20 protein-coding genes are annotated in these 23,062 nt (G+C 70.8%); 9 read left to right on the forward strand and 11 right to left on the reverse strand.

Going from position 1 to position 23,062, the window contains the following annotated elements:
- Nucleotides 1–72 precede the first annotated feature (72 nt).
- From VFZ09_RS14320 to VFZ09_RS14335, 4 genes are read right to left on the reverse strand one after another with little or no spacing between them, the layout of a single operon-like run.
- Complete coding sequence (locus tag VFZ09_RS14320) at nt 73–588, reverse strand: GNAT family N-acetyltransferase (protein WP_329728120.1); 516 nt, start codon at nt 586–588, stop codon at nt 73–75.
- Between the two features lie 53 nt (nt 589–641).
- Entirely contained in the window at nt 642–1,196 is a 555-nt protein-coding gene (locus VFZ09_RS14325) for a hypothetical protein (RefSeq protein ID WP_329728121.1), read from the reverse strand.
- 12 nt (nt 1,197–1,208) lie between these two features.
- Nucleotides 1,209–2,339 (reverse strand): hypothetical protein, encoded by a 1,131-nt coding sequence (locus VFZ09_RS14330; protein WP_329728122.1) that lies wholly within the window; start codon nt 2,337–2,339, stop codon nt 1,209–1,211.
- Nucleotides 2,340–2,362: 23 nt separating this feature from the next.
- Nucleotides 2,363–3,928 (reverse strand): hypothetical protein, encoded by a 1,566-nt coding sequence (locus VFZ09_RS14335; RefSeq protein ID WP_329728123.1) that lies wholly within the window; start codon nt 3,926–3,928, stop codon nt 2,363–2,365.
- Between the two features lie 346 nt (nt 3,929–4,274).
- Here VFZ09_RS14335 and VFZ09_RS14340 point away from each other — a divergent pair, with 346 nt between their 5' ends.
- The 4 genes from VFZ09_RS14340 (at nt 4,275) to VFZ09_RS14355 (ending at nt 8,579) form a co-directional block, all read left to right on the forward strand.
- Nucleotides 4,275–5,021: an ABC transporter ATP-binding protein gene (locus tag VFZ09_RS14340; RefSeq protein ID WP_329728124.1), complete on the forward strand. Its 747-nt coding sequence runs from the start codon at nt 4,275–4,277 to the stop codon at nt 5,019–5,021.
- The gene (locus tag VFZ09_RS14345; RefSeq protein ID WP_329728125.1) at nt 5,018–5,794 is read left to right on the forward strand and encodes an ABC transporter permease; all 777 of its coding nucleotides are present in this window, start codon (nt 5,018–5,020) and stop codon (nt 5,792–5,794) included. The genes VFZ09_RS14340 and VFZ09_RS14345 overlap by 4 nt, the downstream gene beginning before the upstream one ends.
- 44 nt (nt 5,795–5,838) lie before the next feature.
- Nucleotides 5,839–6,876, forward strand: a complete 1,038-nt coding sequence (locus tag VFZ09_RS14350; RefSeq protein WP_329728126.1) for an ABC transporter substrate-binding protein — start codon at nt 5,839–5,841, stop codon at nt 6,874–6,876.
- Nucleotides 6,877–7,307: 431 nt separating this feature from the next.
- Nucleotides 7,308–8,579, forward strand: a complete 1,272-nt coding sequence (locus VFZ09_RS14355) for an MFS transporter (RefSeq protein WP_329728127.1) — start codon at nt 7,308–7,310, stop codon at nt 8,577–8,579.
- Nucleotides 8,580–8,584: 5 nt separating this feature from the next.
- On the opposite strand, the gene tesB is transcribed toward VFZ09_RS14355, so the two are convergent.
- The gene (tesB, locus tag VFZ09_RS14360; protein ID WP_329728128.1) at nt 8,585–9,454 is read right to left on the reverse strand and encodes an acyl-CoA thioesterase II; all 870 of its coding nucleotides are present in this window, start codon (nt 9,452–9,454) and stop codon (nt 8,585–8,587) included.
- A 281-nt stretch (nt 9,455–9,735) separates the two neighbouring features.
- On the opposite strand from tesB, the gene VFZ09_RS14365 reads away from it, so the two are divergent.
- Entirely contained in the window at nt 9,736–10,308 is a 573-nt protein-coding gene (locus VFZ09_RS14365) for a hypothetical protein (RefSeq protein ID WP_329728129.1), read from the forward strand.
- A 59-nt stretch (nt 10,309–10,367) separates the two neighbouring features.
- Here VFZ09_RS14365 and VFZ09_RS14370 read toward each other — a convergent pair whose 3' ends face one another.
- The 5 genes from VFZ09_RS14370 to VFZ09_RS14390 all read right to left on the reverse strand — a co-directional run bounded on the left by VFZ09_RS14370 (nt 10,368) and on the right by VFZ09_RS14390 (nt 14,826).
- Nucleotides 10,368–10,976 carry a protease gene (locus VFZ09_RS14370; protein WP_329728130.1) on the reverse strand — a complete coding sequence of 203 codons (609 nt, stop codon included), beginning with the start codon at nt 10,974–10,976 and terminating at the stop codon, nt 10,368–10,370.
- A gap of 98 nt (nt 10,977–11,074) precedes the next feature.
- Nucleotides 11,075–12,163, reverse strand: a complete 1,089-nt coding sequence (locus VFZ09_RS14375; protein WP_329728131.1) for a M35 family metallo-endopeptidase — start codon at nt 12,161–12,163, stop codon at nt 11,075–11,077.
- 148 nt (nt 12,164–12,311) lie between these two features.
- Nucleotides 12,312–12,917, reverse strand: a complete 606-nt coding sequence (locus VFZ09_RS14380; RefSeq protein WP_329728132.1) for a class I SAM-dependent methyltransferase — start codon at nt 12,915–12,917, stop codon at nt 12,312–12,314.
- Between the two features lie 31 nt (nt 12,918–12,948).
- The gene (locus VFZ09_RS14385) at nt 12,949–13,332 is read right to left on the reverse strand and encodes a hypothetical protein (RefSeq protein ID WP_329728133.1); all 384 of its coding nucleotides are present in this window, start codon (nt 13,330–13,332) and stop codon (nt 12,949–12,951) included.
- A 54-nt stretch (nt 13,333–13,386) separates the two neighbouring features.
- Nucleotides 13,387–14,826, reverse strand: coding sequence for a methyl-accepting chemotaxis protein (locus tag VFZ09_RS14390; RefSeq protein WP_329728134.1), 1,440 nt, complete (start codon nt 14,824–14,826; stop codon nt 13,387–13,389).
- Between the two features lie 548 nt (nt 14,827–15,374).
- Here VFZ09_RS14390 and VFZ09_RS14395 point away from each other — a divergent pair.
- The 3 genes from VFZ09_RS14395 (at nt 15,375) to VFZ09_RS14405 (ending at nt 20,696) form a co-directional block, all read left to right on the forward strand.
- On the forward strand, nt 15,375–17,222 hold the full coding sequence (locus VFZ09_RS14395; protein ID WP_329728135.1) for a right-handed parallel beta-helix repeat-containing protein: 1,848 nt from the start codon (nt 15,375–15,377) through the stop codon (nt 17,220–17,222).
- 70 nt (nt 17,223–17,292) lie between these two features.
- A complete protein-coding gene (locus tag VFZ09_RS14400) occupies nt 17,293–17,910 on the forward strand; it encodes a sigma-70 family RNA polymerase sigma factor (protein ID WP_329728136.1) in 618 nt (205 codons plus the stop codon).
- Nucleotides 17,907–20,696 (forward strand): protein kinase domain-containing protein, encoded by a 2,790-nt coding sequence (locus tag VFZ09_RS14405; protein WP_329728137.1) that lies wholly within the window; start codon nt 17,907–17,909, stop codon nt 20,694–20,696. The genes VFZ09_RS14400 and VFZ09_RS14405 overlap by 4 nt, the downstream gene beginning before the upstream one ends.
- A gap of 37 nt (nt 20,697–20,733) precedes the next feature.
- On the opposite strand, the gene VFZ09_RS14410 is transcribed toward VFZ09_RS14405, so the two are convergent.
- Nucleotides 20,734–22,011, reverse strand: a complete 1,278-nt coding sequence (locus VFZ09_RS14410; protein ID WP_329728138.1) for a hypothetical protein — start codon at nt 22,009–22,011, stop codon at nt 20,734–20,736.
- Between the two features lie 194 nt (nt 22,012–22,205).
- Between VFZ09_RS14410 and VFZ09_RS14415 the strand changes: the two genes are divergently transcribed.
- Nucleotides 22,206–22,991 (forward strand): hypothetical protein, encoded by a 786-nt coding sequence (locus tag VFZ09_RS14415; RefSeq protein WP_329728139.1) that lies wholly within the window; start codon nt 22,206–22,208, stop codon nt 22,989–22,991.
- Nucleotides 22,992–23,062: the final 71 nt, after the last annotated feature.

Raw genomic sequence — 23,062 nt, forward strand, 5'->3', positions numbered from 1 at the left:
CTCTCCTTCTTCAATCGAGCCCCGGGAGAACGGATTCCCCTCCGAGCGAGCCCCCGCTCAGTGTCCGGGGGCTTAGAGGGGACGAGCCAGCACGAGATCGCGTTGGGCATCGCCGCCGATGACGAACGTCGTCTCGCCCACCTCGGTGAAGCCCCAGCGTGTGTAGAAATCCCGGGCGCGGAAGTTCCGCTCCCAGACCCCCAGCCAGATCACGTCATGGCCCCGGGCCCGGGCCTCGTCCAGGCAGCGCCCCATGAGCGCCGCACCCACGCCGGTGCCATGGAAGGGCTTGTCCACGTACAGCCGCTCGATACGCAGCGGCCGGCGCCCCGGGACACCTGGCCCGGGTGGAATGTCTTGGAGCAACGCGAAGCCCGCGGGAACACCAGCGGTCTCCGCCAGCAGGAAGGAGCGCTGGGGATCCCGCAGCTCCCGCTCCTGGAGGGCGGGCGAATAATGAGAGGCCAGGTGGGCCGCCAGATCCTCGGGCCGGTTGTCGGCGGCGAAGGCATCCCGGAACGTGCGAGCGCCCAGCTCTGCGAGCAGGGCGGCATCGGCGGGCGTGGCGAACCGGAGGGTGAAGCTCATGGGCGCGGCGACCATACCGCCGCGCCCAGACGTCCGCCCAGCCCGGAGCGCGGCTACTTCGTCTCGGGCGCGGGGCGCGGCCGGGCGTCACTGGCCGGCGCTGGCGGCGCGACGGGAGTCTCCGGGGCGGGCTTCACCGCGAAGGGGCTCTGGGGCCGATCCTTCGCATACGGGTCGGCCCGGGAGATGAGCCGGGTGGCGGACACCTCCACCCACGCGGAGAGCCCCCCCGTCTCCACCACCGAGGCACTCCGGCCGATGACCTTCCGGGACTTGAGCTCGATGAGGCGCAGATCCACGGCGAGCCGCCCGGCGGACACCGGGCGCAGGCTCAGGAGCAGCAGGCGCGTGGCGCCCGAGAGCCCGGGGGCCGCCAGGAGGCAGCGCGGATCATCCTGACACCCCTGACCCCGGGATTTGAGGTAGCCGCCCAGGTCCACATAGGGGGCCTCGAGACGCGAGCCGAGCGTCCGCCCCGCCTCGAGAGCGGCCTTCTCCAGGCCTGGGTCCGCGGTGGACACCACCATCAGGGACGAGACCGGAGAGGACGAAGCCGGTGGAGCCGGGTCCGCCGACAGCAGGAGCAACGTGAGCGCGGTGAGCATCATGGGCGCCCCCTTCTACCAGCCGTAGCTCGCCACGAGCCCCAACGTCGGCCCGCCGCCCTGCGAGGCGCGCGCCTGATAGCCGATCTGGGTACCGAGGGCGAAGGCATCGGAGAACAGATAATCCACGCGGTAGAGCAGCCGCACACCGGAGGGACCCGAGGGCACGTTGGTCACCTGGGCCGCGGCGCTCATGGGGAAGCGGCGCACCGTGTCCCAGGCGAGCCGGATCGTCGCGGAGCCGCCGAGTCCTCCGGTGTAATCGCCCTCGAGCTCCACGCGAGCCCCATTGGGCCGGCCGAGGCGCACCTTGCCGCCGATGCCCGCCGAGAAGCCGGTCGCGTTGCCACCGAGCGACAGGCGCACGCCGAGGCCGAAGTACGGGCTGAAGCCCACGTCCACCTCGGAGAAGCCGTAGTCGAGGCCCGGGCGCAGCTGCGGCAGGCTCCCGCCCTCCGGAGCGCGCAGCTCGAAGGGCGGCGTGTGCGCGCGCAGGTGGCCCACGCCGATGCGGATGGAGTCGATGCGCATGCCGCCCACCTGGGTGAACAGGCGGTAGAGGTAGTCCGCCTCCAGCCGGTAGTAGCTGTCCTTGTAGCGCGTGCCATTGAGCGTCTGGAAGCCGTAGTCCACGTACTCGCCGGAGGCGCTCACGCGGGAGCGGCGCTGCCCGTACACCTCGAGCAGGGCCTCGCGCTCCAGCGTGTACCGGGGCACCTCGATGAGCACCGGGTACGGAGCGTCGGCGCTGGCGAAGCGCACGGTCTCCACACCATCGGTGTCCCGGGCGGTGACGTAGTACTCCACGGGCACGCGCTGCTCGGGGGACAGGGCGATGACGGCCGCGTAGGTGCCGTCGGCGCTGAGCTCGAAGGCCTGCTCGCGGAAGGCCGTCTCGCCCGCGGAGCGGTAGTGGGCCACGAGCGCCCCCAGGCGCCAGGACGGAGCCACCTCGGCGCGGAGCACCAGGTTGTTGCCGACCAGCACCTGGGCGGCCGGGACGTGCCGCACCTCGAGGGGCTCGGCGGGCGCGGCCGCGGGCGCAGTGGCCGGAGCGGCGGTGGACGGCTCGGCCCTGGCCGGCGCCGTCTGGGCAGGAGGAGCGAGCAGCAGCAGGAGGCAGGTAACGGTGGAAAGGGTCATCATCGGAGGTGTTCTCCCGGGGTCCGCTACCAGTGGAAGGTGGTGCCCAGCCCGAAGCCGAGGCCGGAGTGGTTGATGTCCCGCAGCTGGTAGCTCACGCGGCCGGAGACATCGAGCCAGGGGGTGATGGAGCGGCCCACCGTGTAGATGAGGCGCACGCCCAGATCCTCACCGATGGGCTCGTTGGTGACGACGACCTCGGCGCTCATGGGCCAGTTCTTCACGGCGTCCCACGACAGCGCGAGGCTGCCGCGCGCGCCGATGTCCGCGATGGTGGCGCCGCGGATCAGCAGGGACGTGCCCGTCTCGCTGCCGATGCGCAGGCCGAGATCGAAGCCGCCCTTGAGCCCGTCCCGGGTGACACCCGCGGTGCCCTTCACCAGCAGGGCGAGGGACGGGTGCAGGCGCAGCTCGATTTCACTGAAGCCATAGGTGTAGCCCACCTCCTGGCCGGGGATGCTCGGGTCATCGAGCTGATAGCGCGGCGTGCCGGTGCCCCGGTAGTTGCCGAAACCCACGCGCACGGCGTGCACCGTCGAGTAGACGCGGTAGAGGAAGTCCGCCTCGAAGAGGTTGTAGACGTCGTTGCCCTTGAAGCGGTTGAAGTCGACGTACTCGTCGCTGACGCGCACGCGGCTGCGGTTGCGGTACTCGATGCGCTCGTCGCGGGGCGGGCGGCGGATGGTGATGTGCTGGGGCCGGGACGGGAGGCCCGCCGCGGCGAGCGTGGCGCCCGAGGGCTCCACCGCCTCGACGTAGTACTCGATGGCCGGCTCCACCGCCGCCTCCTGGGGCAGCGTGGCGCGGAAGTGGCCATGGGGCTCGGCGCGCATGTGCACGGTGCGGTAGGTGGGCGAGCCGCGCTCACGCCAGTGCACCATCACCGCGCGCGGCGTGGGACCCGCCAGGCTGGAGAGGGACACGGTGATGAGCTCGTCGGTCAGCGCGCTGGTGGGGGCGCTCACCTTGAGGACGGGCGGCACCGGCGAGGCGGGCACCTTCGTCGTCGAGGAGGCCACGGGCGCCTCGCGCAGCAGGGAGATCTCCGTGCGGATGGGGCCGGCCAGGTCCGACTGGGGCCAGTTGGCGAGGAAGCCCTCCCACACCCTGGCGCGCTCGGCGGGCGGGAGCTTCAGGGCGGTGTTCCACGCGGTGCGCAGCGCGGCACGCTCGGCGTCGGACGGGCCGGCGGAGGCGGTCGCGGACCCCGCGGGAGGCTGCGCCGGAGCCGTCGCCCCCGGCGTGGCGGGGCGCTCGCGCGGGGCCTGGGCATTCACCTGCTCCACCTCGTCCCCCACCTCCATGCGGGCGAGGAGCTCGTCCGGGGCGGAGATGCGCGAGAGCGTCTCGCCCGCCTCCAGCACCGTGGCCTCGCCGAGCAGGAAGCGGTCGCGCAGCACCTTGCCCGTGGCCGGGTGGCGCGCCTCGATGACGCGGTAGACGCGCAGCCGTTCGCCGGGCTGCGCCGTATCCGCGCGCCCGAGGTCCACGAAGGCATCCGCGCCCTCGATGCGCAGGACGAACGCCGCGCGGGGGGCCGCGAGGGCGGGAGTGGACAACAACAGCAACAGGAGGAGCGGGAGCTTCATCATCACCTCTCGGAGGCCCCGCGGGGCGAGGCCATATGCCCCAGGCGAGGGGCGTGCGTGGCTCTGCGGACTTCGTGCCAACCCGTGAACACGAGGAAGCCCCTTGGGGCGATGGCGCCAGGGAACCTGGATCCGGCACGCGGGCTTCGCGGCCGATGTGCAGAGCGGTTCACATCTGTGCAGGGCTGGCTTCTACCGGGCCTGGGACGCCGGCGCGAGTACCTCCAATGAGAGTCTGGCCGGGAGCACGCGAGACGGTTAGAACCGGGTCCGCCCCATGGCTTCCCCCCACCCCGTCCCCTCCTCTCCGTCCACGACCGGCCCTGGCAGGGAGGGCGTCCGCGTGCGGATGTCCGGCCTCCGGCGCACCTTCCCGGGAGGAGTCCCCGTCCTTCAGGGGATGGACCTGGATGTCGGCGCGGGCTCCTTCGTGGCCCTGGTGGGCCCCTCCGGCTGCGGCAAGTCCACCCTGCTGCGCCTGGTGGCCGGACTGGACCAGCCCAACGCCGGGACCCTCACCTTCTCCCCTCCCCTGGATCACACTCCGGGTGCGCGCACCCCCATCGCCTACGTCTTCCAGGACGCGCACCTGCTGCCCTGGCGCTCGGTGCTGGACAACGTGGCCCTGCCCCTGGAGCTGGCCGGGGTGCCGGCCGCGGAACGCCATGCCTCGGCCCGGGCCATGCTGACGCAGGTGGGGCTCGGCGACGCCACCGCGCGCTACCCGGCCCAGCTCTCCGGCGGCATGCGCATGCGCGTCTCCCTGGCCCGGGCGCTCGTCACCCGCCCCCGGCTGCTGCTGCTGGACGAGCCCTTCGCCGCCCTGGACGAGCTCACCCGCCACCGGCTGGATGATCAGCTGCTGGCGCTGTGGAAGGAGCTGGGGATGACCGTCCTCTTCGTCACGCACTCGCTGTCCGAGGCCGCCTACCTGGCCGAGCGCGTCGTGGTGCTGTCGCGCAGGCCCGCGCGGGTGATGCTGGATCGGCACCTGGACCTGCCCTCCGAGCGGCTCCCCGCCCTGCGCGCGGATCCCGGCTTCGCCCGGGAGATGGGCCTGCTGTTCCACGCCCTGGAGCAAGGAGATGCCGCTTGAAGATCCTCCGCGAGGCCCTGGCGCCGCTGACCGCGCTCGCCATCCTCCTGGTCCTCTGGGAGACCGTGGCGCGCGTCTTCTCCGTGAGCCCCATCGTGCTGCCGCCCCCGTCCGCCATCGGCCTCGAGGCGAGCCGGGCCGCGGACACGCTGCTGAGTGGGGCGCTGTCCACCGGCCGCTCGGCGCTGCTGGGCTTCGGGCTGAGCACCGCGGTGGGCGTGCTGGCCGCCATCGTGCTGTCCTCGTCCCGGGTGCTGGAGCGGGCGCTCTACCCGTATGCCCTCTTCCTGCAGATGGTGCCCATCATCGCCATCGCCCCGGTGCTGGTGGTGTGGTTCGGCCATGGGGCGCGCGCGGTGGCCGTCTCTTCCTTCATCGTCTCCGTCTTCCCCGTCATCGCCAACACGCACACCGGGATGCGCTCGGTGGACCCGGCCCTGCGGGACATGTTCCGCCTCTATGGCGCGCGCCGGGTGGCCACGCTGTGGAAGCTGGAGCTGCCCGCCTCGCTGCCCCACCTGTTCACCGGCCTGCGCGTGGCCTCGGGCCTGTCCGTCGTCGGCGCCATCGTGGGCGAGTGGGTCGCCGGAGTCGTCGAGGGCGACGCCGGACTGGGCATCCTGGTGCTGGCCGCCAACCGGCAGGGCAACACGGCCCGGGTCTTCGCCGCCGTCCTGGCGGCCTCGATGTTGGGGCTGATGCTGTTCGGCGCGGTGAGCCTCACCGGCGAGCGCATGCTGCGGCGCTGGCACCCATCCGCCTCGGGCTCGTGAGGGCCCCCTTCCCTTTCCGCTGCTTCTTCCGGAGGAAACCACACGTGAGAGGACGTCTCGTCGGATTGCTGGGGAGTCTGGTGCTGCTCGTGGTGGCGGGGGCGTGCTCGCGCTCGAAGGAAGGCGCGCAGCAGGCGGGAGGCTCGGACGCTGGGGGGACGCAGGCCGCGGCCCAGGTGGCCCGCGTGAAGCTGGCCCTCAACTGGGTGCCCGAGCCCGAGTTCGGTGGCTTCTACGCCGCGAGGGATCAGGGCGCGTTCAAGCGGCACGGGCTGGAGGTGGAGATCCTCGGCGGCGGGGTCGGCGTGCCCGTGTTGCAGATGGTGGCCACGGGGCAGGTGGAGTTCGGCATCGTGGGCGGGGACGAGCTGCTCACCGCCCGGGCGCGTGGCGTGGACCTGATTCCGCTGTTCGCCGTGTACCAGACGTCGCCGCAGGCCATCATGGTCCACGCCTCCCGCGGGGCGAAGGGCATCCAGGACGTGCTCTCCTCGGGCACCATCGCCCTGGAGCCCGGCCTGCCCTATGCCGCCTGGCTCAAGAAGAAGTACGGCTTCGACAAGGTGAAGGTGGTGCCCTACGACGGCGGCGTGGCGCAGTTCGTGACGAACAAGGACTTCGCCCAGCAATGCTTCATCACCTCGGAGCCCATCGCGGCGCGCAGGCAGGGCGCGGATCCGGTGGTGTTCCTGGTGGCCGATGAGGGTTTCAATCCCTATTCAGCCGTGGTCGTCACCCGCCGGGAGATGTGGAAGGAGCAGCCGGAGCGCGTGAAGAATTTCGTGGCGGCGGTGCGCGAGGGCTGGCGCGCCTACCTGGACAATCCGGCACCGGCCAACGCGGTGATGGGGAAGCTGAACACCACCCTGGACGCGGAGACGTTCGCCGCGGCGGCGCAGGCCCAGAAGCCCCTCATCGAGACGGAGGAGACACGCACCCAGGGCCTGGGCTTCATGAGCCGCACGCGCTGGGAGACGCTGGGACGGCAGCTCGTGGAGCTGGGCCTCCTCGAGAAGGCGCCGGCTCCGGACGAGTTCCTCCTGCCCGAGTTCACGCAAGCCGCTGGCAAGGGCTCTCCGTAAAGCATTACCAGACACCCAATCACAAACAAGACAACACACAAAGACAAACACAAACAACAGACGCGAAATACAGACAAACACAAACACAAACACAAACAAAAGCAAGAATCAGGCCAGACAATCACCTTCACAAACAAGATCAAATCAAATGCAAGCATTTATTGTCAATATCAGACATAAATGCCAATATTTAATGTATTTCCATTTGGCACCCAGGACCTACATGCATGGAAATGTAGGCACGACATCCGGCCCAGTGGTATGCATAGGTCGCGAAATGTAGGCATTACAACCCCGACAAAGGCCACACATGTCGCGAAATGTAGGCACGATATCCGACCCACTGCGCGGTCGGACGCACGAGATATGCCGAAATGTAGGCATGGCATGATCCACGGCGAGCATCCGCGAACCTCGAGGAAGGCGCGCCCATGAGCCGTCCGCCCGAGTCCGCCTCCACCCCGGCAGCACCCCGCCCGGCGCTCCTGGCCCTGTCGTACCTGGCCTTCGTCAGCCTGGGGCTGCCGGATGCGGTGCTCGGCGTCGCCTGGCCGTCCATCCGCGAGGCCTTCACGCTCCCGCAGGTGGCACTCGGCGCGGTGCTCGCCATGGCCGCCTCGGCGTACTTCACCTCGGGCCTGTTCGCGGGGCGGTTCATGCGCACCGCGGGCATCGGCACCCTCCTGGCCGCCAGCACCGCGCTCGCCGCCACCGGGGTCGCCGGCTACGCGGCCTCTCCCGCCTTCGCCCTCTTCATCGCCGCGGCCTGTGTGGTCGGGTTCGGGTCGGGCGCGGTGGATGCCGGGCTCAATACGTACGCCGCCCACCACTTCGGGGCGCGCCACATGACCTGGCTGCACGCCGCCTACAGCACCGGGGCCGCGCTCGGACCGGTGCTCATGACGGCGCTCCTCACGCGCGGCGCGGGGTGGCGGGCCGGTTATGCCGTCATCGGCGGGGTGCTCGCGCTGCTCGCGGTGGCCTTCACCGGGATGCGCCGGCAGTGGGACGCCGGGCCGGGCTCGAGCCCTCCCACGGCCGAGGCCCCGGCCCCCGTGGACGCCACCTCCCCCACCGTCACCGCGTGGGCCACGCTGCGCCGTCCCCGCGTCTGGCTGCAGATCGCCATCTTCTTCCTCTACTCCGGCGTCGAGGTCACCGCGGGACAGTGGAGCTACACCGTCCTCACCGAAGCGCGCGGGCTCGGCACCGCGGTGGCCGGCACGTGGGTCAGCCTGTACTGGGCGGGTCTGCTCGCCGGACGCATCGTGCTCGGCTTCGTCGTCGAGCGGGTGGGCGCCGTGCGGCTCCTGCGGCTCGGCACGGCGGGGGCCATCCTGGGCGCGCTCCTCGTCGCGATCCCGGCGATCCCCGCCGTCCTCGGGCTGGCGGTGCTCGGCTTCTCCCTGGCACCCATCTTCCCGGCCCTCATGTCCGAGACGCCCCGGCGGGTGGGCGCGGATGCCGCCGCGCACGCGGTCGGCTTCCAGGTGAGCGCGGCCACCCTGGGCGTCGCGGTCCTCCCGAGCGCCGCGGGCCTCGTCGGCGAGCGGCTCGGGCTCGCGGCCATCGCTCCGTTGATCCTCGGCGTCGCGGTGCTGCTGGCCGCGGTCCACGAGGTGCTCGTCGCACTGGCCGACCGCCCCACCCGCTCCGAGCCCACCTCCGGCTCAGGCAGCGGCCACACCGCCCCCGGAGGCTGAGCCGTTCAGCGCTTGTCCTGGCGGACGCGGATGAGCCCTTCCTGGGCCACGGACGCCACCAGCCGGCCCTCGCGGGTGAAGATGTGCCCGCGCGCCAGGCCCCGCGAGTTGCCCGCCCACGGACTGTCCATGGCGTACAGGAGCCAGTCGTTCACGCGCAGGTTGCCGTGGAACCACAGCGAGTGGTCCAGGCTCGCCATCTGCATGTTGCGCTGCATGAAGCTGGCGCCATGCGGCTGCAGTGTCGTGGTGATGAGGTTGAAGTCCGAGGCGTAGGCGAGCACGTACTTGTGCACCTGCGGATCCTCCGGCAGCACGCCGTCGGCGCGGAACCACACGTACTTCACCGGCTCGCTCACCTGGGGCTCGAATGGATCGAAGAGCGTCACCGGACGGATCTCGATCGGCTTCTCGCACAGGAACTTCTCCCGCACGCGCTCGGGGATGAGGCCGGCCCGGCGGCGCAGCAGCTCGATGTCCGAGGCCAGCCCCTCCGGTCCGGGCACCTCGGGCATCTTCGCCTGGTGCTCGTAGCCGGGCTCGTCCCCCTGGAAGGAGGCCATCATGGTGAAGATGGACTCGCCCTTCTGGATGGCCACCACGCGGCGGGTGGTGAAGCTGCCGCCGTCGCGCACGCGATCCACCGTGTAGACGACCGGCAGGCTGGCATCCCCGGGGCGCAGGAAGTAGCCGTGCACCGAGTGCACGTGGCGCTCGGGCATCACCGTCTGGCTGGCCGCCGACAGCGCCTGGCCGATCACCTGCCCGCCGAAGAGCTGCCGGTAGCCCAGGTCCTGGCTCGCCCCCCGGAACAGGTTCTCCTCGATGGGCTCCAGCTTGAGCAGCGCCAACAGTTCATCCAGAACGCGACTCATCCCTTCTCCTTCGTCTCCACATGGCCCCGAGGCGCTCGGCTCCCGGGCTGGTACGGCTCCGTACCATGGAGGAAACGGCGGGGCTTGGCCAGTGGGAAGGGCCCGGCTCCCGGGTGGACGGGCGGCCAGGAGCCCCCCGAGGGCCGGGGTGGGCAGAAGCGGAAGCCCGCTGCTGTTGGGCGAGGACCGTCAGGGTGGGCCCGTACACTGTCGTCCATGCGCCCCGGCGGCGAGGGACGGTGGAGCAGCCCGTCCCCATACCCCGGAGGAAACCTTTGCCCATGCGAATCCTGGTGGTTGCCGCCTGCTTGATGGGGCTGTTCGGAGCCCTCCCCGCCCACGCCTCGGAGCTCGAGGACGTGTTCGGCCGGGAAGTGCCGCTCGGACAGGGGCGGCCGGCGGTGGTGCTCTACGCCAACCGGGACACGCGGGACGTGCTGCGCGAGCACGCCCTGCGCTTCGCGTATGACCTGCGCCGCCAGCACCCCATCGTGGTGGTGCGCGTGGACCTGCGCGGCATCCCCGGCTTCTTCAAGGGCGCCGCCAGCCGGGAGATCCGGAAGATCCACGGCGAGTCGCTCGAGAAGGTCCGCGCGATGTTCCTCTCGCAGGGCCAGCAGCCGCCCGCCGATCTGGAGCAGTCGCTCTACATGGTGGCCGACACCACCGGGGCGCCCCACAGCGCGCTGGGGCTGGAGAAGGGCTTCCGCCAGGTGCTCGTCCAGGCGCTGGGGCCCCGCGGCCGGGAGCTCGCGCGCGGACCGTTCCCCGAGGCCGCCGGGGCCATCAGCCGGGCCATCAGCCGGGCCCTCGCAGCGCCCTCCCCGTCGCTCGTCAGCGCCGTCTCCCGGTAGCACCCCCGCGGCACGGCTCGCGCGAGGGTGCTTCCAGGGTACTGCTCGAAGCGCACGGCTCAGGGAGCGGTGATCGTCGTCTCCACCGCGGGGCAGGACACCGGGCGGGACTGGAGCTGCTCCAGCGAACGCGGCACCTCCGCCTGCTTCTCCACCACGTCCATCAGCTCGCCGTTGAACGCGATGCGGTAGCGCCCCGGCTGCTTCATCTCGTAGGCCTGCGAGAGATCGACCTGGGCGTCCACGGAGGCGCCGGGCGCGATCGTCACGTACGCATCCGCCGACGGGTTGCCCCGCTTCACCATGCGCCCCAGGTAGGCGACCTCGGTGCCATCGCGGGTCACCTCGAAGTCCTTGCCCATCAACCCCTCGAGCGGCGTACGCCACTTGAGCACGGACAGCGGTTGCGCCGTGCGGTTGGTGAGCTGGAAGCGCAGCTGCACCGGCTCGCCCGCGCGCACGCTGGCGGGCACGCTCACCACACAGTCCAGGGACGCCGCCATCGCCGGGTTCTCCTTCTGCGGCTCGGGAGCCGCCTGCGGGGCCGGGGCCGGTTGCTCCGGCACGGGGGCCGGCTTCGGTTCCACGGTCTCCTTGCGCGGCGCACACGCGCCCGCGCTCAACGTCAGACAGCACAGCGCGACCCAACGGCCATATCCACGAGTCATGGGACGGATGCTCTCCTCCGGGAAAGACGACTGCGGGAAAAAGAAAAACGGGAGCGTCGCCGCTCCCGTCTCGTCCTGCTTCACCTCACGCTCTCCGATTACGGCAGCGCGGGGGTGTTCTCGGCGAAGTACTCGTGGCTGTCCGCGTTGTCCAGCGCCTTGGTGGGGCTGGAGATCGCGAGGTTCTTGGCCGCGCTCTGGCCGTAGGCCCAGTCATCCGTGGCGGCCACCACGTTGAAGTGGCTCATCTCGTGGACCAGCGTGCCGGCCTTGGAGTCCGTGCCCGTGGTGGGGGCGCTCCAGAAGGCGTTGCACACGTAGATCTTGTACGGCGAGGACGGGTACACGTAGGCGTAGTAGCTGTCGTTGCAGCTGCAGTCGACCACGATCGCCGCGTTGGCCAGCGCGTTCTTGATGTTGGTGAAGTGGCTGCGCGCCGTGCTCAGGTTGGTGCTGGAGTACGCGCCGAACCACGTGGTGTAGCGCGTGGTGCCCGAGGAGATGCCGTTGAGGTAGGTGGACGCGTTGTTGGCGTACGTGCGGGCATAGCTCAGCGCCGAGGAGATCGACGACTGCTCGGTGCTGGTGCAGGCGCCGGAGTACGACAGGCCCTGGGCGGACACCGTGCCCTGCGACTCGAGCTCACTGGCGCGGCCCTCGATCCACAGGCTCACCAGGTTGGAGTCGAGCTGCGCCGCCTTGGTGATCACCGCGCTGTGCTGATCCAGCGAGCGCGCGGCGTAACGGATGGTGTAGGCGCCGGTCTCGGTCAGGTCATACATGCCGGAGACGGGGGCCGAGCCCGAGATGCTCTCGCCGGGGGCCAGGGTGATGTAGTCCTGGGCGGTGGGGGCCGCGCGCTTGATGTGCGGACCGATGTACTCCACGGGCTCGCCATTGCGCGTCACCTCGAACAGACCCTCCTTCAGGCGGCTGTCCGGGACGTAGAACTTGAGCAGCTGCACGGGCTGGGACGAGACGTTGGTCAGCGTGACCGTCACCGACACGTCCTCGCGGGCGCTCAGCGTGGCCTTGCTCACCGACAGGCTCACCGCCACCTCGCCGGTGGCCTGCGCGCTCTGCTCCGAGGCCGTACCGAGCTCCTCCGGTGCGCCGCACGCGCCCAGCATGGACACTCCGACGATTCCCCCCACCAGCCACTTGAAACCACGAACGCTCTTGCTCACGCAGTGACTCCTTTGTCTGACAGAACCGTTAGCTCCAGGGCTAACCCGGTTAATCCGTTCTTATACCAGAGTCAGGAATGTCGTCTATGTGAGATTACTCGCCGTAATATTTATTCACGCGATTTGATTGACGCACAAACCATCCCCCTCAGGGCCGGGCGACCACGGCGAGGATGATGTCGCGGGCGCGGCCGCGAACGGAGTCGACGTACAGCCCCGCCTCGCGCAGGAGCGCCAGGGTGTCCCGGTCGGGGTTGCAGCCCACCGCCTTGCGCGTGAGGGGGGCGAGGGCCTGGGCGACCCGGGCCAGGGGCCGATCCCTGGGGAGCACGTGCTCCAGCAACAGCACGGAGCCGCCGGGACGGCACACCCGGCGCATCTCGCGCAGCGCGGCGAGCGGCTCCGTGAAGGTGCAGACGGCGAGCGTGCACGTCACCGTGTCGAAGCTCGCATCGGCGAAGGGCAACGCCGTGACATCGCCTTCGCGGGGCTCGAAGGGGCGATTCAGCGCCCGGGCCCGGCGCGAGGCCTCGTCGAGCATGGCGCGCGAGAAGTCCAGGCCCGTCACCCGGCACGCCTCGGGGTAGAAGGGCAGGTTCTTGCCCGTGCCGACGGCCACCTCGAGCACCTCTCCCCGGGCATTCGCGAGCAGCTCGCGCCGCCACCGGTCCAGGAAGAGGCGGTCCGGCAGCAGGGTCCACACATCGTATTTCTGGCCGAGATCGTCGTAGATCTCTCGAACGTCAGGGTTCACCGAGTCACCTCCACGGCGCAGTCTTCCACGCTCACTGCTCCGCTTCCACGGGAGGGGCGAGGGGACGGCAGTGGATGTTGTCGGGACAGCGGCCCTCGGATCGGGGAATGCAGATGCCGCAGCAGTTCATCTCCTCCGGCGCGCAGGGCTGGGAGCACTGCCCACAGTCCACCGAGCCGCCACACCCATCGGAGATGACACCACACCGGGCCCGGGCCTTCAGACAGGTGAGGGGCACACAGCGGAGGCCCGCGTCCACCGGCGCCAGGCCCGCGTCCGGCGAGCCCGGGCCCGCGTCCACGGAAGCGGCGGCGGGCACCGGCTCGGAGCGGGCCGACACACAGGAGAGGCCCAGGAGACACGGGACCCACACCCACAGCAGCCGGGAGCCCCCGGCGAGTCGCGACACGGTCATGACGGGGGAGGTGAACACAAGCCCTCCCCCGCGGGTACGGGATTCTTCCCGGACTCAGGAGGAGGAAGCGGCGGCGGCGGCGGCGCTCGCGTCGAGGATGGCGCTGAGCTGCTTGGACAGCTGGGAGAGCTGGTTGGCCGTCTGCAGCGTCTGCGCGGAGGTGGACTCGGCCTGACGCGCCGTCTGGGCCACCTCGAGGATGGCGGTGTTCACCTGCTCCACCGCCGTCGTCTGCTGCTGGGTGCTCAGCTCGATCTCCCGCGCCACGTCCAGGTTGGCGCGCACCAGCTCGGCGATGCGCCGGAAGTTGCCGGCCACCTCGCCGAACTGCTTCGCGCTGCTCTGCACCGCCTTGGAGCCGTCCTCGGTGGCCATGATGGTGGTGTTGGAGGCGGCGCGGATCTCGTCGATGAGCACGCGGATGTCCTTGGTGGCTCCACCGACGCGGTCCGCCAGCTTGCGGATCTCATCGGCCACCACGGCGAAGCGCTTGCCGTGCTCGCCCGCCCCGGCGCTCTCGATGGTGGCGTTGATGGCGAGGATGTTCGTCTGCTCGGCCAGCTCGTTGATGATGTCCAGGATGCCGCCAATCTCCTGCGAGCGCTTGCCCAGCTCCAGCATGTGATTGACGATGGAGTCCACCTGGCGGCTCACCACGTCGATGGCCTCCTGGGCGCGCAGCACCGTGTCGTTGCCGGTGCGGGCGGCGCCGGCCGTGTCATCCGCCACGCGGGCCACCTGCTGGGCGCTGCCGGCGATCTGCCGCGAGGTGGACAGCAGCTCCTTGACGGTGGTGGAGATCTCCGTGGTGGCCGAGGCCTGCTCGCGCGCGCCGCTGACCTGCTGCGAGGCCGCCGAGTGGAGATCGGCCGAGGAGCCCTGCACCTGCGCGATGGCGGTGGACAGCCGGCGCTCCAGGCTCCTGCCGATGACCGTGGCGATGGCCATACAGATGACCAGGAGCCCGATGCCGTCGATCCAGTAGAACTTGTCGAGACCCCGCAGCTCATCGTGCTGCTTCGTCTCGCGCGCCGCGAGCAGCTGCTCCTCGTGCTGGCGCAGCTCCGAGACGGCGGTGCGGAGGTTGTCCATCAGCCGCGCGCTCTCACCAGAGTTGAGGCGGGCCAGGGCGACGTCCATCCCCTGGGCGCGGCGCACCTCGACGTTGCCACGCACGCTGTTCAGCTTCTGCTCCAGGGCGGCCGAGACCGACTCCAGGAGCCGCAGCCGCTCGGCGTCGCCGGACAGCAACTGGCGCAGCCGCTCGAGCTCCTTGGACACGCTGCCCTGGGCCTGGCGGTAGAAGTCGAGGGCGGCCTCGTTGCCGGTGAGGATGTAGTCGCGGTGGCCCACGTCCGCGTCCTTCACCAGGGAGAAGGCGCGCTCGATGTGGGTGAGCGACTCGTGGCTCTGCATCACGAGCTCCGCGGCGTCCATCACCATCTGGGTGCCCTTGCGCGTCAGGACGATGAAGCCCCCGATCAACGTCGACATCAGGAGCAAACCCACGAGGAACTGCCGCCCCACTGTCCATCTCGAAAACATCGTCTCGTTCTCCTCGGCCGGGGGGGAACGGAGGCCCCGCGGCAGCGCGCCCCGAGTCTAGTTCAATCGCGGGATTTCGGCGCGCCGGGTGGGAAAAGACGAAGGGCCTGGAACCGGCTCGCGGCTCCGGGCCCTCTTCCCTGGGCGAGGAGTACGGAAATCCCGAGTGAATCCGGGCACTTGGAGCCCACGGAGGCGTCTCCGGCAGTCCCACCCGAGCGGGCGCCCTGGCCCAGCAGCCCCGGCGCCGGGGCTCGCCAGTCCGAGCCCCCGAATGCCCGAGCACCACCCGGCGCCGGCCCGGTAGCCCAGAGGGGCCATCCCACCGGAGGGGCGCCGGAAGGTGTCCGTCGGGCAGGAGAGCGGCTCGGCGGCTGGGGGCTCTTCCACGCATACGCTTGCATCTGGATCACGGACTCCTTGTCTGACAATGGCCGCGAGGTAGAGACAGGCTGGGAAGGATGTGACAGGGGGGATTTATTTTTTCCGGCCCTAGCGTGGGTGAGCGGAAGAAGGGCTGGCAGCGAATCAACGGCACCCTCCCCCAGGGCTCCAGCACCCTGGTGCTCTCCTCGGCCGCCCCGGACTGGGCCGCCGGCGACCGCATCGTCCTGGGCCCCAGCAGCTACAACTTCGCCGAGGCCGAGGAGCGCCTCATCACCGCCATCTCCCCCGACGGCAGGACGATCCAGGTGGACCGTCCCTTCTCCTACAACCACCACGGCGTGACGCAGACCTACTCCAATGGCTCACGCGCGTGGACGCTGGATGAGCGCGCCGAGGTGGCCAACCTGAGCCGCAACATCCGCATCGAGCCCGACGGCTCCGAGGCCGAGCTCGATGCCGCCGCCTTCGGCGGCCACGTCATGGCCATGCGCTCGGCCTTCGCCTACCTGGACGGCATCGAGCTGGTGCGCATGGGGCAGATGGGGAAGATGGGACGCTACCCCTTCCACTGGCACATGGCGGGCGCGGTGCCGGGGCAGTTCATCCGCAACTCGAGCATCCGCAACTCCTACCAGCGCTGTGTGACCGTGCACGGGACGCACGAGGCCCTGGTGCAGAACAACGTCTGCTTCAACCACTTCGGCCACGGCTTCTTCCTGGAGGACGGGAACGAGGTGGACAACCAGCTCATCGACAACCTGACGCTGCTCTCCAAGCGCGTCCCCGTGGAAAAGGCGCTCCTGGCCTCCGAGTACATGTCGGCGGGGGTGGACCTCACGCGCTTCTCTCCGCCAGGCGCCTTCTGGATTTCCAACCCGCGGAACATCGTCCGCGGGAACGTGGCCTCCGGCTCGGAGGGCACCGGGTTCTGGATGTCGTTCAGCCAGAGGCTGGCGTGTACGGAGAGCGGCTGCTTCTTCCCGGAGGGCCCGGCGCCCGCCGGGGCCACGACGCTGGCTCCCGCCGAGCTGAGCACCACGCTCTTCTCGGACAACGTCGCGCACAGCTCGGATGTGGGAATGACGTGGGACGGCGCGCCCGATGGAGCGCTGGTGGGCAACCCTCTCAACGACCGGGACCGGCACATCGTCGCCTCGCACTACCACCACCGCGGAGCGACCAATCCCACCGGGGCCATTCCCGTCATGGACCGGCTGGCCGTCTTCAAGAACAAGCTGACCGGCATCTATACGCGCGGCGCGACGATGACGCTCCGCGAGCTCATCGCCGCCGACAACGGCAACTCCCTGTTCTTCGCCTACAACCAGATCGTCTCGGACTCGCTCGTCGTGGGCTTCAGCGCCAACCACTCGAGCGCGGACCTCGACTTCCACGTGAGCCACGGAGGCTGGGCGGGAAACTTGTTCCAGGGCGTGCGGCTGTATGACGGTCCGTTCGATCTGCGCAACATCCACTTCGCGGGCTTCCCGTCGCAGCGCGTCTTCCACGGCACCTGGGACGTCACGCCGGTGCCCTTCTATTCGGTGGGCGGGGCCATGCGCTACGTCAACACGGTGAGGGGCCTCACCTTCTCGCCCGAGCCCTCCCAGCGAATCGCCCTGGATCCGGCGGCCGGTGTCCTCGGGCCGGTGTGGCAGGACTCGCTGCTGAACTCCGCGGTGAAGGATCTGGATGGCTCGCTCGGCGGCGTGCAAGGCGCGCTCATCGTCGCCAACCACCCGATGAACCAGGACACGGCGTGCTCCCCGTTGCCGAACACCACCGCGCTGCGCTGCCAGTACGAGCTCGCGCTCCTCGCCCTCCCCTTGCACCGGGCAGCTCTTCCTGCGCCTGCGCGGCACTCAATCGCATCCGGATTTCCTGTCCGAGAACGCGATGAGCGCGATCTCGCCCCCCATCGAGCTCGCGTGTCCCTAGCGCGGCCCGGGCGGGTGTAGGAACAGGGGATACACAAGAGCGCCCGCCCGTCCCCTGGCACGGGCCGGGGAAAGCTGGCATGAACAGAGCATGAGCAGCATGCGGATGGACCACGCGCGAGCCGACATCGAAGCGCGTGTCCAGGCTCTGTGCCGGGCTGGAGAGGTGAGTGAGGCCGCCACGCTCACCATCCGCGCCCATGGACCGGAAGTGCTCGGCTTCCTGTGTACCGCGCTGGGCGACCGCGCGGACGCCGAGGAGGTCTTCTCCGTCTTCTGCGAGGCGCTCTGGAGGGGGCTGGCCAGCTTCCAGTGGCGCTGCTCGCTGAGGACGTGGACCTATGTCATCGCCCGCCACGCCTGCCTGCGCTTCGGCACCCGCGCCTCGCGCCAGCCCCTGCGCGCCAGCGAGCCGCTGAACTCCGAGGTGCTCAACGTGGCGGCCGAGGTGCGCCAGTCCACCGTCAGCCACCTGCGCGGAGACCCGCAGGAGCGTGTGCGCGAGCTTCGCGCCTTGCTGTCCACCGAGGAGCAGATGCTCCTCACCCTGCGCATCGACCGGCGGATGGAGTGGGTGGACATCGCTCGCGTGCTCCTGCCCGAGGCGGAGGAGCCCGAGCGCGCCGCCGCCGCGGTGCGCAAGCGCTTCCAGCGCCTCAAGGAGCGGCTGCGGGCCCGGATGACGCCCGCCCCACCCCCGCGAGAATGAGCCCACCGGACGACGACTCCGCCTCCAGCGCGCCCACCTCCAGCTCACGGCCGGAGGCCGACTCGCACGAGGCCGACTCGCACGAGGCCGACCCGCTGCTGGCCCTGCTGGCCCACGCGCCCGACATCCTCACCCCCGAGGCGCTCGCGTTGCGCGCGGGGGACCGGATCGGCCACTACGAGGTGGAGGCGCCGCTGGGCCGGGGCGGCATGGGCGTGGTGTACCGGGCGCGGGATACGCGCCTGCGCCGCACCGTGGCCCTCAAGCTGCTGTCGCTCCGGGACTCGGCCTGGCGGGCCCGGCTGCTGCACGAGGCCCGGGCCGCCGCCTCCGTCCACCACCCGTGCATCGCCACCGTGTACTCCGTCGAGGAGGTGGACGGGTGGGCCTTCCTCACCATGGAGCTGGTGGAGGGCGAGCCGCTCTCGGGGGTGCTCTCCCGGCGCCGGCCGCCCCTCGAGGAGGCGCGAGCGCTGGCGCAGCAGGTGGCCGAGGCGCTGGCGGCCGCGCATGCCGCCGGCGTGGTGCACCGGGATCTCAAGCCCGCCAACGTCCTGGTGCGGCCGGATGGGCAGGTGAAGCTGCTGGACTTCGGCCTGGCCCGCTTCGTCCATGGGCCCGCCGGTGACGAGCACGGCCCCGGGGAGGAGCTTCCCGGCACCGTGGCGGGCACCCCGCCCTATATGTCCCCGGAGCAGCGGCGGGGCGAGCCGGCCGGTCCCCCCTCGGATGTCTTCTCCTTCGGGCTGGTGCTGTACGAGCTGCTCACCGGCCGGCCGCCGGAGGGAGGGAGGCCCGCCGCCCCTGGAGCGCACGCCCTGTCCCCCGCGGCCCGGGCCTCGCTCGCGGCGGCCACGAGCCCTCCCCTCGCGCGGGTGGTGGAGCGCTGCCTGTGGAGCGCCCCCGCGGCCCGCTTCCCCCACGCGGGGGAGCTGGCCTCGGCGCTGCGAGCCACCTGGCCCGTGTCTCCCCCCGCGCGCCGCTGGCCCTGGCCGCTGGCCGCGGTGGTGACGGGCGTGGCGCTCCTGGGCGCCTGGCGCTCCTGGCCTCGCGCCGAGCCGCCCCCGCCCGCCTCGCTCCAGGCCCGGCGGGTGACGGCCTTCGAGCCGGACGCCTGGATCCAGGACGTGACGCTGGGGCCGGACGGCGACACCCTGGCCTACGTGGAGCGGCGGGGCACCCTGTCGTTGCAGCGGGTGGATGCGGAGGAGCCCTTCGCCCGTCTGGAGCCCCCGGCCGGCCTGCGGATCCGTCAGCTCTCCTGGAGCACGGAGCAGGGGCTGCTCACCACCCTCGTGGATGCACGGCGTGGGAACCAGAGCGTGTGGCGTCTCTCCCCGCCCTCGGGCACCTGGCGGCGGCTGCTGCCCGAGGGGAGTGACGCGGTGGACTCCCCCACGGGCCGCCACCTCGCCTACCTGGCGCACGGGGCCGTCTGGGTGGCCCGCGCGGATGGCACGCGGCCCCGGCGCGTGTCCCCCGGGAGCTCCACCCACTCCACCGCCCCCCTGTGTTTCTCGCCGGACGGCGCGTTCCTGGCCTACCTGCGGTGGGACGAGCCGGGCGGGGCCCATGCGCTGGTGATCCTCCCCGTGGAGGGAGGGCCCGAGCGCGTGGTGCTGAGGGACTGGCGCCTGGGCCTCCCCGGTGGAGTGGGTGCCTTCGTCTGGTTGCCGGGCCGGCTGTGGATGTCCCTGGCGGACGTGGGCACGGACGAGGAGGGCTCCAACCTGTGGGAGCTGCCCCTCTCCGGCTCCGGCGAGCCGCTCGGGCCGCTGCGCCAGCGCACCTTCTGGAGTGGCTCGGTGCTCTCCGCCCCCAGCGTCTCCGCGCGCTCGGGGCGGCTCGCCTTCAACCGCAGCCGGCTCCACTACCGCACCTTCGTGGCACCGCTCGAGCCGGGGCCCCGCCTGGGCGCGGCGCGGAAGCTCTCCCGCTCGCAGCGCAGCGAGCGGCTCGCGGGCTGGTCCGCCGACGGGGCGTATGTCTGGGTCACCACCAACCTCCAGGGGGCCTACTCCCTGACGGGACACCCGCTGGAGGATGGCCCGCCCCTGAAGCTCTCGGAGCCGGAGGCCTGGGTGACCCATGCGCGGGCCACCCCGGACGGGGGACTGCTGTACTGGCGCGTGCCGCCCGAGCCCGCGCGGCCCCCGAGCCTGCTGTACCAGGCCCCCGGGGCCCCGGGCCCGCGGAGACTGCTCGGGCTGGAGGAGCCCGCCGCGCGTCCACCTTTCGCCCCCCCGCCCATGGAGGCCGCGGCGCGGTGTGTCAGCCCGGCGCACGCGCGCTCCGCGCCCACCCCGTGCGTCCTCGCCACGCAGCGGGGACAGGGCACCACCTTCTTCGCGTTGGAGCCGGAGACGGGACGCCAGCGCGAGCTCTTCCGCCTGGAGGAGACGCGCGTCCCCCTGGGCGCCCAGTGGGACGTGTCCCCCGACGGGCTGCGCATCGCCCACGCGGAGCCCCGGCCCGGACAGCCCGCCGAGGTGCGGAGCCTGGACGGACAACCCGTGGGCTGGCACATCGGCGCCGAGGGCTGCCAGGGGCCCACCAGCCTCGCGTGGGCGGCGGATGGGCGCGGGCTGTTCTTCACCAGCGCCTGCGACGGGACGAGCCGCTTCGCCCTCCACCACCAGGACGAGCGGGGCCACACCACGGAGCTGCTCTCCTCGCCCTCCACCTACTTCCGCTACGTGGCGGCCTCACCCGATGGCCGCCACCTGGCCTGGTCCACCCTGGAGCTGGACAACGATGTGTGGCTGGTGGACCTGGAGGCGCCCTGACGCCTCCGGGGGGACACTTCCGCCGGCGCGCGGAGGGCTACGGATTGGGCGAGCGGGTGATGTCGCACAGGGAGTGGTGCACCTGCGACAGCGTGCCCGCGGCGATGTAGACGCGGAAGGCGTGGGGCCCCACCGCCATGTCTCGCTTCTGGTAGACGACGGCCCATTTGCCCGTGCGCCGGATGTCCGGGGTGAGGACGTCGAGATCATTGCTGCCGTAGTACTCGGCCGGCTGGCCCGTGCCCCAGACGCCCATGGCCACCGTTCCATCCGACCGGGTGGCGATCAGCGCCCTCGAGCTCCCGTGTCTGTACTCCCGGTTGTAGCCGATGAAGGACAGGGTGCAGGTGCCCGGCTCCATGCTGTAGAGGACATCGAGCGAGCTGTCGAAGTAGCCCGTGGAGGCCTCGATGTTCGCCTGCTCCACGTACTCGGGAAGATGGAGCGTCACGTCGTGGCGGATGAGGCGGGGATCCCCCGCGGCGCCGAGGGTGAACTGCTTGTGGAGGACATAGTTCGACAGCCGGGTGGTGTTCTGCGCGCCACCACAGGGCGCCACCGTCGAGTCGGTTCCTGGCGCCAGCCAGAAGGCCATCTGCGTCTGGGAGGAATAGGTGTTGGGGCCGACGGCGGCCGCCAGGAGCTGGCTTGTCGAGTTGATGCCGAAGCCGTCATACGCACCGCCGGCCTCGGTGGGGTTGTAGCACTCGCCGGGCAGTCCGTCCCTGTAGTCGAACGCGCCAGGGCGGGACGCCTGGAGGGCCGTCTGGATTTGCCGCCCATGGTCGAAGGAGTCGATGAGCTCGACGCCATTGACGTACAGGCTGTCCACCGCGCCCGCCGTGCGGGTGGAGGCCCCGAGCGTGAGCACGCCGTTGCTCACCGTGTAGCGCCCGCCGAAATGGCCCTGGTAGAAGGTCTGCCGGCCCTCGTTGCGGCCGTTGCGCAGATAGTGCTCCAGGGCGCCCACGCAGCTGCCCTGGTAGGCGGCGCTCACGTCCGGGTTGAGCTGCAGGTACTGCTGGGTGTGGAAGGTGGGGTGGGCCCGGCGGCACTCGGCGATACCGTTGCTCAACCAGTGGCTGCGCGCTCCCTGCTCGTCCCAGATGTAGGCGACCATCAGGTCCGCGTTGGCCTGCAGGTAGAACTGCCAGTTGAAGACCGCCGGATCGAAGGGGTCCACTCCGGGGGCGAGGGAAGAATGGAGGGTCTGGGTTGAGGGGGAAGCCGTCTCCGGCCCGGCTCCACACCCCGCGGTGGCCAGCGCGAGCGCGAGCACCGCCGCCCCCGCTCGTCCTCGAATGACTTCAATCACTCCCAGCTCCTTTCTCGTACGGATGAGGTTCCGGGATGTAGAGACAGGCATGGAACGATGTGACAGGGCGGATGTGCCCACGAGGGGCGAACGGTGCTCGAACCGCGCCCTCCGTTGATGACGACGTCCACCTGGGTTACGGATTCCGGGCCGCGGGTGCTGGCTGCCCGGGACCCAGGGAGAACATGGTGTCGATGAAGCAACCCTCCCCTCGCCATCCGTTGGAACGCCTGGTGCGCACGCTGTTGGCGCATGGCCTGGGCTTGCTGGCCAGCACCCAGGAGGTGTTCGCGTTGGCGGGCCACTTCGGCTGGTTCATGCTCGTGAGCATCGGCCTCATGGAGGAGATGCAGCAGGAGCTCTTGACGCAGGTGGGACAACGCCTGCTCTGGCTCTACGAGTTGTTGGGCGGCGTGGACGAGACCGGGCATGGCGGTATCGGCGAGTGGAAGGAGGTCTGGGGCAAGGTGTCGCTGGTCCTCTACGGCGTGCATCTGCTGCTCGCGCGCGTGGCCGGTCCCGGGCGGCCCTGGCGTATGCGAGACAAGTGGGCGCTGTCCACGGCCCTGGCCGCGGGGGGCTATGGGGTGGCCTTCGCCGTCTGGGGTCCCCGGTTGACCAGCCTCCCCGATGGCGGGACGTGGATTCCGAACCTGCTCGGGATGCTCTTCATCACCTCCCTGTTCAGCCTGTGGGCGTTCGGATTCGAGGCCATGCTCCGCCCCTTCCAGCGGGCGCTGCGGGGCGAGCCGGAGGAGACCGTGCCGGGCGGTGGGCCCCTCCGGGAGCGCCGCGTCCTGCCGATTCTGACGATCGGCGCCGCCGTGATGGCCCTGGGCTTCGGCGTGGGACTGGTGCGGCCCGGCAAGGCCTCGCCGCCACGGCCCGCGGAGGCCCCGCCGGCGGCCGGCTCCTCGTTCGATGGGGGAAGCCCCGGGGCAGGCGGAAGCCCTCGTCTTGAAGGCATCCCCGTGCGCTGACGCTGCGCTGACGCTGCGCTGACGCCGCGCTGCCACACTGGAGGGTGTTGAACTGAACAGGTTCCATCTCC

The organism is Archangium sp., assembly GCF_036277355.1.
In the GTDB taxonomy this organism is placed as follows: Bacteria; Myxococcota; Myxococcia; order Myxococcales; family Myxococcaceae; genus Archangium.